The organism is Candidatus Cyanaurora vandensis (genome assembly GCF_013285555.1).
GTDB lineage: Bacteria > Cyanobacteriota > Cyanobacteriia > Gloeobacterales > Anthocerotibacteraceae > Cyanaurora > Cyanaurora vandensis.
On the sequence record NZ_JAAXLT010000127.1, the window covers coordinates 1 to 13,719 of the forward strand.

The 13,719-nt window shown below is 56.4% G+C and carries 8 protein-coding genes and 1 tRNA gene; 5 read left to right on the forward strand and 4 right to left on the reverse strand.

The window, feature by feature from the left end:
* The first annotated feature begins 241 nt into the window (after positions 1 to 241).
* Positions 242 to 2,404, forward strand: coding sequence for a VCBS repeat-containing protein (locus HFM78_RS08820; protein ID WP_287129068.1), 2,163 nt, complete (start codon positions 242 to 244; stop codon positions 2,402 to 2,404).
* Between the two features lie 212 nt (positions 2,405 to 2,616).
* On the opposite strand, the gene HFM78_RS08825 is transcribed toward HFM78_RS08820, so the two are convergent.
* A tRNA-Pro gene (locus HFM78_RS08825) sits at positions 2,617 to 2,690 on the reverse strand.
* A gap of 44 nt (positions 2,691 to 2,734) precedes the next feature.
* A complete protein-coding gene (locus HFM78_RS08830; RefSeq protein ID WP_287129069.1) occupies positions 2,735 to 4,765 on the reverse strand; it encodes an NAD(P)/FAD-dependent oxidoreductase in 2,031 nt (676 codons plus the stop codon).
* A 91-nt stretch (positions 4,766 to 4,856) separates the two neighbouring features.
* On the opposite strand from HFM78_RS08830, the gene HFM78_RS08835 reads away from it, so the two are divergent.
* Together HFM78_RS08835 and HFM78_RS08840 are read left to right on the forward strand one after the other, a co-directional pair.
* The gene (locus tag HFM78_RS08835; protein ID WP_287129070.1) at positions 4,857 to 6,131 is read left to right on the forward strand and encodes an HD domain-containing protein; all 1,275 of its coding nucleotides are present in this window, start codon (positions 4,857 to 4,859) and stop codon (positions 6,129 to 6,131) included.
* Positions 6,132 to 6,178: 47 nt separating this feature from the next.
* On the forward strand, positions 6,179 to 6,340 hold the full coding sequence (locus HFM78_RS08840; protein ID WP_287129071.1) for a DUF6800 family protein: 162 nt from the start codon (positions 6,179 to 6,181) through the stop codon (positions 6,338 to 6,340).
* A gap of 557 nt (positions 6,341 to 6,897) precedes the next feature.
* Here the strand turns inward: HFM78_RS08840 and HFM78_RS08845 are convergent.
* Positions 6,898 to 8,493, reverse strand: coding sequence for an alkaline phosphatase (locus HFM78_RS08845; protein ID WP_287129072.1), 1,596 nt, complete (start codon positions 8,491 to 8,493; stop codon positions 6,898 to 6,900).
* Positions 8,494 to 8,787: 294 nt separating this feature from the next.
* A complete protein-coding gene (gcvP, locus tag HFM78_RS08850) occupies positions 8,788 to 11,643 on the reverse strand; it encodes an aminomethyl-transferring glycine dehydrogenase (protein WP_287129073.1) in 2,856 nt (951 codons plus the stop codon).
* Between the two features lie 291 nt (positions 11,644 to 11,934).
* On the opposite strand from gcvP, the gene HFM78_RS08855 reads away from it, so the two are divergent.
* Positions 11,935 to 12,483: a Uma2 family endonuclease gene (locus tag HFM78_RS08855; RefSeq protein WP_287129074.1), complete on the forward strand. Its 549-nt coding sequence runs from the start codon at positions 11,935 to 11,937 to the stop codon at positions 12,481 to 12,483.
* 230 nt (positions 12,484 to 12,713) lie between these two features.
* Positions 12,714 to 13,601: a hypothetical protein gene (locus HFM78_RS08860; protein WP_287129075.1), complete on the forward strand. Its 888-nt coding sequence runs from the start codon at positions 12,714 to 12,716 to the stop codon at positions 13,599 to 13,601.
* Positions 13,602 to 13,719: the final 118 nt, after the last annotated feature.

Consider the following 13,719-nt stretch of genomic DNA (forward strand, 5'->3'; position numbering starts at 1 on the left):
AGATTCAGAACAAGTTAGCTTGGCTTCTCGGATGAACATGATATTATCCTAGCATATCAGGGGATAAAGCCGTCCTAGAAGGACGGGGCTTGCATCCCATATTTCCGGTCAGGGCGTACCGTATCCCTAGCTCCACCCTCCTCTTGTGTTTTCAAGGCTTAGGTGTTGGAGACGACATACCCTGACCCAGCCGGGGTTGGTATGCTTTGGCAGTGTGTACCGAATCATGCGGGAATCTACCATGCACCTTCACCTTGTCACCCGGCTCCTCGCCACGACCCTAGCCCTAAGCACAGTGGCTCAAGCTGCCCCGATTACCTTTGCCCCGGCCCAAAATCTTGCTGTCAGTGCTTTTAAACTGAATCTGCCGCGCTCTGTCGTCAGTGCCGACTTGGATGGCGATGGCGACTTAGACCTTGCCACGGCGGACCAAGCGGGGGCGGGCAGTATCTCCGTTTTGCTCAACCGGGGCAATGGCACCTTCCTCAACCCAACTAGTTTTAAGACAACTCAAGACCCGGAGCAGATTATTGCGGGGGACTTTAATAACGATGGCAAGATTGACCTCGCCACCGTGGCTGATTTTACCGACGTTGTCCTGGTCCGGCTTAACCAGGGTAATGCCACATTCTTACCGCCAGTGAGTTTCCCGACCGGGGATACCCCTGAGGCATTGACGGCAGGGGATGTGAATGCCGACGGCAAGCTCGACATTATTACTGCTAATTACAATGACAATAATGTTTCCGTCCTCCTTAACCTCGGCAGTACCTTTGCCCCCCCAGTCAAGTACACCGTCACCGCCGGTCCCTTCTGGGTCATCACCGCTGACCTCGATGGGGATGGCGACTTGGACTTGGCGACGGCGAACTTGGGCTCTAACCAAGTCGGGGTGTTATTTAACCATGGGCTGGGCAGTTTCGCGCCGGTGGTTAAGTTTGCAACGGGTCCTTTTCCACGGGCCGTGGTGGCGGGGGATCTAGACGGGGATGGCGATTTGGACCTAGCTACGGCGAATTATGACAACAATGGTAGCGGGCAGCGGTCGGTCTCCATCTTGACCAACAACGGCGCGGGCAGTTTTACCTTGACGCAGACCCTCGCGGCGGGGACGAGCACCCAGACCATTGCCACCGGCGACTTTGACGGGGATGGCGACCTGGATTTGGTCTGTGATGGACCCTATCGAGAAATAGTGCTTTTTCCTAACCAGGGGACCGGGACCTTTGGCACGGGGGTGGAGATAACGACGGGGGCTTTTCCGACTGCCATTACCACCGGCGACCTCAACGGGGATGGCGACCTTGACTTGGCGACCACCGACTATCAAGGAACCATCTCTGTGGTGTTGAACCAGGGCTTGCAGACTCAGGCCAACCTCCTTGACACCGCAAGGCCGACTCAGGTGGCGACCGGGGACCTGGATCTGGACGGGGACCAAGACCTCGTGACGACCAACTACGGTTCCAACGATGTCACGGTGCTGGCGAACTTGGGCGGCGGGACCTTTGCTGAGCCCCAGAGTTTTCCCTTGGGGATAGCGGCGACGGACTTGGTGCTGGGGGACCTGGACGGGGACGGGGATTTGGATGTGATTGCCGTCGGTTTCAACGAGGGGCTCAGAGTCCTACGCAACCAGGGCGATGCTAGGTTTAGTCTCCCCCTTGTGCTGACCACTGAAGGGGCAAGGGCTCTTGAAGCGGCGGACTTTGATGGGGATGGTGATTTGGACTTAGCGACGCTCAAGTTTGCCAGTAACAAGGTCAAGATTTACCAGAACCAGGGGACGAGCTTCACGACAACAGAATTCACGACCGGCTCCACGGCGGCGGTGGACTTGGCGGTGGGCGATTTGGACGGGGATGGCGATGTGGACTTAGCGGCAACCAACGACGCCACCCGCGTCACCATCCTCAAAAATAACGGTGCCGCGCAATTCACCGCGACGGGGAGCTTCCCGGTGGGGTTTGGCTTTTATGCCTATGCGGGTCGGCTCACCGTGGGCGACTTTGATAGCGACTCAGACTTGGACATTGCAACCTTAGTGGAACCGGGGGCCTACGCCGCGCCGGTCGTCGCGGTCCTGCTGAACCAAGGGACGGGGACCTTTGGGACATTTAATAGCTTCAGTGCGGGTTCCTCGAACTTGCGTGACTTGGTGGCAGCGGACCTCGACGGGGACGGCGATGATGACCTTGCCATCGCGGTGGGTTCCGACGCCGCCTCCGTCTTGACCAGTGATGGGACGGGGGGGTTCACCGCCCCCAGCCGCTTCGCAGTGGACAACGGCCCGGTTGCCATCACGGCTGGGGACCTTGACGGGGATGGAGCTTTGGACCTCGTGACCGCAAACGATGAACCCGACGCCAACAACGTCTCGCTGTTGTTCAACCGCACACCCTAGCCAGCAACTCCCGCTGTCGCCTGCCGGGACCGGCAGGCGACCTTCTCCCAGCAGGAGATGATGCTGATTCCTAACCCTGTGGATTGATGAGTTTGGAGGATATCGCGGTTTTGAGGGGTCAATTTGGGGTTTTCATCAACCCACCAAATCGGACTTTTTAGGATGCCCTCTAGACAGCAAAAAACCCGCTCTCGTAGCGGGTTTTGAATGTTTCGGGACGACAGGATTTGAACCTGCGACCCCCACTACCCCAAAGTGGTGCGCTACCAAGCTGCGCTACGTCCCGTCAAACAAACATTAGGCAATGATATCACGGCTTCGCATTGCGGATCAGGGTTGGGTGACGGTGGGGACCTCTTTATTGAGACTCAACGCCGAGGACACCGACGCTTCCACCTGACCGACCCCGTAGCTCAGCCCGTAGCTCCAGGTCAGTAGTTGATGCCAGAGACGCGGTTGGGCGGGTTCGATGACGGATTGGCATTGACGCAAGAGACGGGGGACCCAGCCCCCCAACAAGGCCGCCACCAGACTGTGTAGAGTGAACTCCACATAGGACGGCAACCAACGGACGGCGTAGCTCCACCCAGTCAACTGCCAGATCCAGCCGAGTAACTGGATATTCTTGCGGGCGGCACGGAGGGCCATCCGGTTAAAGGGCAACCAGCCCGCCCGGTCCTTAATAAAATCGTCAATCACCTGTGGGGATTCCTCACTCATGATCCCAAAGAACGTACTAAGGATGCTGTTGATCCGCTCGGGGGGCAGGGTCCGGCCCGTAGGAACCATCATTCCTTTCGAGAAGAGCCAGGTGACAGCGATATTACTCTGATGGGCACGGATGCGGTCTAAATCAGCTGCTGTCAACAGGTCATGACGTAATGCAGTAGCGAGCAAGTCCGTCAACCGGGGTAAGTTGCGGACCAAGGAACCAAACCCGGTGAAGACCAAGGGCGACTGCAAAGAAGCCGCGTCCCCAATCGCCAAAATCCGGTCGTAGCTCGTGCGCCGTGAACTCTGCACACTGCTGAAATGAGCCGGGATATAACCAAACGTTGCTTTTTTGAAGCGGAGCTTGTCGAGGTCACAGCGTTTGTATTCCGGCAAGATGGTGAAGAAATCTTCGTAGAGGTCTAGGAGGGAACCGGGATTCTCGGGGTGAATCTCGTGGTAGTAGAACAGATAAAAGGTCAGTTCATCGCCGCGCCCTGGGAAGAGTTCCCAGATTAACTGCCGTCCCCGTGAGATATCGCCATGGGAATAGAGGACATCCCCCAGATTACTGTCCCAGACTCCGGGCTCAAACCCCTCAATCACTGCCCCGACCGTTGGACAAACCGAATCAAAGGCCCGTCCGCCATTCAACTGTTGAGCAATCGGTGAGGCTGAACCCATGGCATCGACGACCATCCGCGTCCGCCAAGTCCGGGGCTGCCCACTGGGGAGGTGGACGGCGGTGAGGTGGACCCCATTGGGATGGACGGTAGCTTTTTTGAATTCAATCTGGTCAAAAATCTCGCCGCCCAAGGCCCGGAGCTTGGCCCCACAGAGTTTCAGCAAGCGTTCGGCATCCAGGGCCACATTTAAGACCGTAGGGGTGTGGAGGACCGCAGACCGGGCTTGGGCAGGCGCGTTGCCATCAAAGAATTTATTGAGACCATCGTAATACTCTTTAATAATGATGCTCTCCAGATCCTCGGGACTCAACAAGCCCAAGTCCACCAGGGTGGTCAGTTCCTTGCGCGAGATGTTCCACTCACGGTTCATCCCGCCAAAGGGCATCCGTTCGATGACCGCCACTTTGAAGCCCAGTTGGGCCATCCGGGCGGCGTGGATAATGCCCAGGGCTGCACCCACGTAGAGGATGTCATATTCGGGTTCGAGGGTCTGCGGGCTCTGCTCGACGACGGGGCGGGGGGTCTGGGGCCGGGTCACGCCTTCACGCCAGAGCTTCTCCCACCAGTAGACCCGCTTGAGGGCGTAGGCTCCATTGGGGATTTGTTGGAAATATTTGCAAGTGAGGGGGTAATGGGGGGTGAGGGCAGTGAAGATATCCTCGTCTGGATTGATTACTGGCAAGGCGGGATAATGGGGCGGGAACTGGGCCTGGATACGCGCTTCGAGGTCCGCAAGCCAGCGTTTTTCCTGGGGATGGGCTGAGCCTTCCCAACGAAATATTTTTAGGTAGGTAGTGCGCTGGAGTTCCCAGACAAAGGCGACCCCGCAGGAGGAGTCGAATTGCCACTGACCGCCATCGGTGGTCAACGCTATGTGGGGCCAGTCGGGACCCTGTAAACGCTGGAACCAGGAACGCACCTCAGCCAGGGGATAGGGGATCTCGCAGTAAAGTAACTGTTGCATGGCTGGACCCTGGATTCTCCCCTCATTTTATAAAATACAGCCCCCGCTAAGCAGACTTCCGCCCTACACTAAATCCCTGTACCCTAGACCCATGGCGGCTAAATCACGGGTTTATCACGACCCCATCCACGGGGCCATTGAGCTAAAAGGTCAGGACCCCATTGAGCGGATGGTGATCCAACTGATTGATACCCCAGAGTTCCAGCGTCTGCGCCGGGTCCGGCAGTTGGATATTGCCCACCTCACCTTCCATGGGGCGGAAGGGTCCCGGTTTACCCATTCCTTGGGGGTTTTTGCCGTCGCTCGACGGATCTTTGACCGCCTTAGTAAGTCCTATCCTGACCTGGAATCCTACCGTGTCCCGGCCTTGGCGGGGGCTTTACTCCATGACATCGGGCATGGTCCTTTTAGCCATGCCAGTGAAGAGATTTTCCATTACGACCATGAGACCTGGACCCAGCACATTGTCCTCGGTGAGACTCGGGTGAACCAAATCCTCCGCGACTTCGCGCCCAACCTGCCGGGGGAGGTCCAACAGGTGATGGCTGGGACCTTCCCGGTGCCCCTCGTCAGCCAATTGGTCTCTGGGCAGTTGGACGCCGACCGTCTGGATTACCTGTTGCGCGATAGTTATTTCACGGGGGCCAAATATGGACAACTGGACTTAGACCGCTTAGTGGGAGCGTTGGACTATGACCGGGCGACCCGTTCGCTAGTCGTCAAAGGCAACAAGGGCCTAGTCGCGGTTGAACACTACCTTGTCGTCCGCTATTTCATGTACACCCAGGTCTACAACCATCCCAAAAACCTCGCCGCTCGGTTTGTCCTCAAAAGTATTTTGCGGCGGGCACGAGAACAGTTGCTTTTGGGTGAGTTGACTGTGGATGAACTATTTACGCCCTGGTTTACCCTGCCCCCGGACCAGTGGTCCCTACCGATGTACTTGGCCTGTGATGATGTTGTACTCAGCTACCACATCCAACGCTGGCAGTACGATCAGGACCCCCTGTTGGCGCAACTTTGTCACCAACTAGTAGACCGGGACCTGCCCAAGACCTGGGATGTAACGAGCCTTACGGTCCCCCAACAAGAACATCTCCTGGAGCGGCTGGCGGGTGAACTCGACGTACCCGCTGGTTACGGAGTGGGTCTCAAGGCCGCCAAGGTCAAAGGGTACAGCGTCTACGACCGGGGCATTTACCTCAAAGCCGAGGACCGCCCGCTCCAAGAAATCGCCGACTGTTCGCCCTTGGTGCGCTCCCTTTTACTCTCTGCACCCAAGGTCTGGCTCATTTACCCCCGTCATTTGCAAGAACAGGTCGCCCGTCTGGTCCAAATCGAACAGGCCATGGCGGGCCTAGATTGAACAATTTCGAGCTAAGATAACGAAAGTGCCACGAGAACTTGAAGACTATGCGTGAACGGGACCAGGAAATCAAACGCCGCCGCCACCGGAAGGCCAAACTCGCCAAACTGCGCGGTCAATTCGCCGCTGCCACCACCGCCGCTGAAAAACAGGAAATCGCCGCCAAAATCCACCGCGTTTCAATTTATGCTCCCGTGGAACTGGTCTAAAGTTAGGCAGCAGTCCGATCTAAAAACTCAGTGGCTCTCTAAAACCGCCCCTCTGCCCCACTAGTGGGGGACCAAGGCAAAAGAGAGTCATTATTTTTACATGCTCTCTTGCTAGCGGGGGGAGCTAAGGGTTAAAGACAAAATGAACGGACATGTTAACTTCGTGACAGAACACAAAGTAGAGTCAAATATTCCCGTTAGGTAACTGTAATTGACAAGGTAAGAACTACTGCGCCGCCAGAGAATCAAAGCTCAATATACCAGCAGTTTGGACTTAGGTTGTCTTGCTTGGTGATAGCGTGATTGATATTGCAGGTTACTTCCACCTTATTGGGGCTAGCACCGATTCTGGAGAGCCTAAATCCTCAAGGGTATCCTCACTTGGGGTAATCAATGGTACCTCTAGAATCATGTTCCTTTTTTCTGTTCGAGGTTTTGGTAGTCGTTCTGGGGAGCCTGCGTCGAGATTCAATTAGCTCTCTAGCACTTATGGAGTCGGGGAACTCTTAAACAAAAAAGCTCCCCAGTCTGAGGAGCTTCTGACGAATTAGATAAACCTAGAACACAAAGCGGGACTCTCCATCGGGAATCGAGAAAGCCGCCAGCCGGAAGGTGCCAGAGGTGGGTTGGATGACGGTGTTGACGGCCTCGTAGGTGACTTTCACCTCAGCAGCGGTGACGACCATTTTGGTGTAGACGTGGGACTTGAGGTCCAGATACTTCAAGCTGGGGTTAGCATCATAGAGGATGGGCCGACCCAGCAGGGTCAAGTCACTCCCGGCGAGTTCAGTGACCCCGGCGGAACTGACGGAACCACCCACAACTTCCACAGCGGCAGCCGGGACCCCGACGGCATCAAAGTCAGTCCGCAACTCGCTGGCGTAACAGTTGTGGATATCGCCGGTGCAGAAAACTACGTTCTTGATCTCGTTGCCCTTGATAAACTGCAACAACTCCTTGCGCTCGGCGGGATAACCGTCCCAAGCGTCCAGGTTGATGTACAGCCCAATCTCAATGGCATAGGGTTGTTTGAACAGTTTCTGAGGGACACCCCGGAACAGCCCGACGTCGAGGATCTTGAATTCCTGCATCATCATCTCGTTGAGGACCATCTTCCAACGCCGGGTGGAGTTGTTGATCTCGGTCTTGAACCAGGACTTCTGGTTGGTCCCCATCATCGTGCGCTCCGGCGCGAAGGGGTTGGGGTCGTCCAGGTTCAGGCAACCGGGAGTGAAGTAGTTGAGACGGCAGGGGGGACCATTGCGGTACTGGCGGAGATCCAATACAAACATCTCCATCAAGTTGCCAAAGACGAACTGACGGTACATCCGTACCTTGGGCGGGTTGGTGGTGGAGAGGGGTTCCACGGGTAGGGCGGTATTGTACTCCAAAAAGGCTTGGTACCCGGCCCGTTGGCGGTTGGGGTCCGTGCGGCCTACACCGGGACCGTAGTAGTCGTTATAGACTTCATGGTCATCCCAGAGGGTGATGAAGGGGAACAGACGGCGGGCTTCCAGCAAGTTGGGGTCAGAGAGATAGAGTTTATATTTTTGGCGGTAATGGTCCAGGGTCGTGGCCTCGCCCCCGCCGATGGTGTCCTCGCGCACTTGACCCGTCTGGAACCCGGCGGCCCCGGTTTCATAGATGTTGTCGCCTAGGTGGACACAGAAATCTACATCATCTTTCGCGACAAGGTTGGCGTAGACCGTGTAGTAACCCTGGGTAAAGTCCTGACAGGAGAAATAGGCAAAGCGGATCTCCGCTGGTTGACTATTCTCAGCGGGGGCGGTCTTGGTGCGCCCGATCACGCTGGTGTAGCCCGTGGTAGTGGTGAAACCGTAATAGTAGCGGGTGAAGGCGGCGAGCCCCGTAACTTGGATTTTGACGGTGTAATCTACGGTGGGACTCGTCGAGAAGGAGCCTGTGACCACGGGAGCACTGAGGTCAGGGTTGAGGGAAACCTTGAAGGTCCCGGTCACGGCCCCGCCGGTCTGAGCATATTCAGGAACACGGGTCCAGATGACCACACCATCAGGACGAGGTTCGCCCGAGGCAACCCCGGAGTCAGTCAGGGTAACAGCCCCAGCCGTGGGGAGGAACAAAACCGCCGGAACGGTCAAAGCGGCTTGCAAAATACTACGACGGTTAGACATGGGTGAGTGCCTGGTTTTAACCGGATGATAGTACCGTGCGGAGTTTAACGTAGGCTTAAGAAAAAGTCTCTAGTTGATAAATTTGTTGTAAAGGATGCAGTGTTATATCAGGTTAACCAGGACTTTCCTGAGTTTTAAGCTATCTTCAGCGCGGTTCAATGCCTAAAACTTAGATGCTCCTCTAGACCCACCGCAGTGCTGGCGTACAAGTTTCCTCCGCTGAGCCGGGAGGCACGCGAGATGGTAGGGATTGAGCAGTTGACGATGAAAGCAGCGTTGCATGATTGCCACCTCCTAAGAATATTCCTCCATCCCCAGACAAGAACAAACCAAATTACGGTCGCCGTAGACGTTATCAATCCGTCCGACACTGGGCCAGAACTTTTGTTCGTGGGTCCAGGGGGCGGGGTAGGCGGCTTGGGCACGGGTGTAGGGGCGGTCCCAGTCTCCCATCAGGCTGTGGGCAGTGTGTGGGGCGTGTTTGAGGGGGTTGTTGAGGCGGTCCATGGCTCCGGTTTCAATCGCCCGGACCTCAGCCCGGATCGCAATCATCGCTTCACAAAAACGGTCTAGCTCAGCCTTGGACTCACTCTCCGTCGGCTCAACCATCATCGTCCCCGCCACAGGCCAGGAGACCGTCGGCGCGTGAAACCCGTAATCCATCAGACGTTTGGCGATATCGTCCACCTCAATCCCCGCGCTGAGCTTGAGCGGACGCAGATCGAGAATGCACTCGTGGGCCACCCAGCCGCCCGGCCCTTGGTAGAGGACGGGGTAATGGGGACTGAGGCAACGGGCGATGTAGTTGGCGTTGAGGATGGCAACTTGGGTCGCCTCGGTTAAGCCAGCGGCCCCCATTAGAGCGATGTACACCCAGGAGATAGGCAAGATACTAGCACTGCCCCAGGGAGCGGCTGCCACTGCCCCAATCCCCTGCGGGTTGCCGAGATCCACGACCGGGTGTTGGGGTAAAAAAGGAACTAAGTGACGTGCTACCCCGATGGGTCCCATACCGGGACCACCGCCGCCGTGGGGAATACAGAAGGTTTTGTGTAAGTTCAGATGACAGACATCCGCCCCGAAATCCCCCGGACGGCAGACGCCCACTTGAGCATTCATGTTGGCCCCATCCATGTAGACCTGTCCCCCGTGGGCATGGACAACTTCACAGATGTCCTGGATCGCCGTCTCAAAAACCCCGTGGGTAGAAGGGTAAGTGACCATCAGGGCCGCGAGGTCAGCTTGGTGGGTGTGGGCTTTAGCTTTGAGGTCGGCAAGGTCAATATTGCCCTCTGGATCGCAGGCCACCGGGACCACTTTCAGCCCTGCCATGACCGCACTGGCGGGGTTGGTGCCATGGGCGGACTGGGGGATGAGACAGATCTGGCGGTGCTGTTCGCCCCGGGCTTGGTGGTAAGCCCGGATCACCAAAAGCCCGGTGTACTCGCCCTGGGAACCGGCGTTGGGCTGGAGGGAGACCCCGGCAAACCCGGTAATCTCAGCTAACCAAGTCGCCAACTGTGCAAACAAAACCTGATAACCCCGGGTCTGCTCCACGGGTGCGAAGGGATGGATTTTACCAAATTCAGGCCAAGTCACGGGGATCATCTCGGCGGTGGCGTTGAGTTTCATCGTGCAGGAACCGAGGGGGATCATCCCATGGGTCAAGGATAAATCCCGCGCCTGGAGCCGATGTAGGTAGCGCAGTAGCTCGTGTTCACTGTGGTAACGGTGGAAGACTGGGTGCGTTAGATAAGGGCTGGTCCGACGGCAGGACTCCGGGAGACTGGGCGGGTCGCTGAGGTCTGCCAAGGTGAAGGGGACGGGTCCGCCCTGATTGAAAATCTCCCACAGGGTCCTTAGGTCGCTAGGCTCGGTCGTCTCGTCGAGCGAGATCCCCAGGGTTGGACCGGAACGGAGGTTCACCCCACGGGCACGGGCGAGGGCGAGGATGGCGGCGGGATTTTCGACTTGGACCTGCAAGGTATCGAAATAGGGACCGGGTGCGATTGTCACATCTAACTTCTGGAGGCCCATTGCGAGTAAAGTCGTCAACCGTTGGACACGCTCAGCAATTTGCTTGAGTCCGGTGGGTCCGTGGTAGACCGCGTACATACTGGCGATGACTGCAAGCAACACCTGGGCCGTACAGATATTACTGGTCGCCTTATCGCGGCGGATATGTTGCTCGCGGGTCTGGAGAGCTAGGCGGAGGGCCGGACGACCGTGGACATCCTTGGAAACCCCGACAATTCGACCGGGGATCTGCCGTTTGTAGGCATCTTTCGTAGCGAAATAGGCCGCATGGGGACCGCCGTAGCCCAGGGGCACCCCGAAGCGTTGGGTATTGCCTACGGCAATATCGGCCCCAAATTCACCGGGCGGGGTGAGGAGGGTCAGACTCAACAAGTCTGCCGCCACCGTGACCAAGATGCCCTGCGCCTGACATTGAGCGGTGAAAGCCCGGTAGTCGTAAATCGTCCCGTCCGTCGCCGGATATTGCAACAGGGCACCAAAGACGGGCTGGCTAAAGTCAAAGATCTGATGGTCGCCCACGATGACCTCAAGGCCCAAGGGGATAGCACGGGTCTGGACTACAGCAATCGTCTGAGGATGACACTGGGCAGAGACGAAAAACGCCCGCGCTCCCTGTTTACTCAACCCGTAGCTCATCGTCATCGCCTCTGCCGCTGCTGTCGCTTCATCAAGGAGGGAGGCATTGGCAATCTCAAGCCCGGTCAGGTCCGCCACCATCGTCTGAAAGTTGAGTAGAGCCTCTAGGCGACCTTGACTAATCTCGGCTTGATAGGGGGTGTACTGAGTGTACCAACCGGGATTTTCGAGAATATTGCGCTGGATGACGGGGGGGGTGATGCAATCGGCATAACCCATGCCCAAGTACGAACGGAAAATCTGATTTTTGCTGGCGATATCTTTAAGTTGAGCCAGGGTTTGGTACTCGGTCCGGGCCGCAGGTAAGTCGAGGGGAGTCTGCAACCGAATCCCAGCGGGCACCGTTGCTGCCATTAGTTCCTCTAGCGACGACAGCCCCAGACTCCCTAACATTGCCTGAATCGCCTGAGAGTCTGGTCCAATATGCCGACGAACAAAGTGATCCGGGTGGTCGAGGAGCGTAGGATCGAGGCGCATAGGTACCGTGTCCACAGTCGTCCCATTATAGCTAAGCGGAAGTTTTGAGATACTGTGAAGCAGATTGCTTAAAAATTCTTGTCTAAGATAGACTCGTTTTAGATACTCAGCAAACCCCAGGAATTCGTCTACAGGACGAATTAGAGGTTATATTCGGGCACGAAGTAGACTTAGTCAGCCATCGGGTTATGGAGCGGAGTCACAATCGCTTCTGGCGGTCTAGCAGACTTAACTCGGAAGGTTGTTCATGAATGAGTGCGACCTAAACCCACAGGAAGGAGAGGAGAACCCATGATTGCAACTAACGCTAAACTCACCTTGCCGGAGTTTTGGGCACTCCCGCCTGCAGAAACAAACTTTGAACTCGTCCAAGGAGCAGCAGTCTCCAAAATGGCGGCGAAGAAATTTCATGCGGCGGTCCAAAAGATTGTCTTGCGGCTCCTAGACGACTGGAATCAAGGACACGCTTTACCTGAATGGTCCGTGACTCTACAGCGACAAGGTGAGGACTGGGTGCCTTGCCCGGATGTAACCTATATTGCCTATGCACGGTTGCCGGAGGATTGGTCAGATACAGCTTGTCCATTACCGCCAGACCTCGCCGTCGAGATTATTTCTCCTGGTCAGACGTTTGGGGAATTAGCCCAAAAAGCAGAGGACTACCTAATCGCCGGGGTGTACCGGGTGTGGGTAGTGGATACGCCGGCGAAGAGTCTTACCGTCTTTTATCCTGACCGTCCGGCTCATACCTATATTGGAGACCAGCTATTACAAGATGTCCATTTGCCAGGATTAGCTTTTACACCGCAACAGGTTTTTCAGCGTGGACGGATTGGCTGATACTGTTTCTGGCTGGACCCTTAGCAGCAAGCGACAAGCACAATTGGAGGATCTGGGCTAATGCGTTATGTAATTGTCAGCGAAAAGGGACCGACTAGCTACGGAGCCTACATTCCTGACCTGCTGGAATATGTAACGGTTGGAGAAACCTTGAGAGAGGTTAGAACACTCATCCATAAGGTGGCGGCTGGGCGTGCTAGCTTACAACGGATGTGACGCGCAGCTAAATCATGAGTCGTTGGTCCTTCGTCCTATTGGGCTTGCTATGGCTGGCTGGGCCTAGTCTGGCCCAAACCAATCTAACTGTGGGCATTGAGACGGTCACGACCAAAGTTAAGGAGCGGTTGGGGGATCAGGAGTTGCTCAAGGCGGCGGGGCTGACCGCGAGTGCCCAGAATCCTTTACTCCAACGCACCCTAGGACCATCCTTTGCCGGAACGCCCGAGGAGCGTGAGCGGGCCAAAGAGCAGTTCACCAGTGTGGTCGTGCTGGCAATTACCCAACAGAACCGTTTGGACTTCATCAGTGGGTTTGTCAAACAGATCCTTAGTAGTATGAGTAACCAAGAACCGGACCTAGACAAGTACCTAGAGATTTTACAAGAGCGTAACCCCGATATTGATTTCAAAGATCCCCAAGTGCTCAAAGTCCTGCGCGGTAATCTCGCCAGACTCACCAACAATTTTGCCGGACTCGCCGTCGAACCCAACTCCCTCGCACTCTTGGCCCTGGTTGAACCCGAATTCGCCGTCCAAGTCCAGCTTTATGCCCTCCAGACCCGGCTCGCTGACCGGGGCACCTGGGACCCAGAAGGGAATGACCGGCTCACCGCCCAGATTGCCAGCCTCGAAGACGCCCTCAAGGACCAGACCGGACCCACAGACCAACGGCTCATCCGTCTGCAAAACACCCTCAAAGCCCAAAACATCCCCATTCCCAGCACCCCAGCCGGGGGCCGCATCCTCGTTGACCAAAACTTCCAACGGCTAGAGCGAGTCCTGGCGGGTAAAGACCTACCCCTCACCCTACCCGTGGTCGAGCAGGACCGCACCGGGCTTATCTACAAAACCTTCAGCCGCTTGGACGAACGCATCCGCCAACTCGAAGCCATCCCCTAACCCATCATCTGATAGGCCAGATAGCCCTTGTAGGCCACATAACCCGCCAACAGCGTCAACAACCCGCTGAACAAAACCCGGATCACTTGGTCGGAGATTTGGGGTAAAAGCCGTGCCC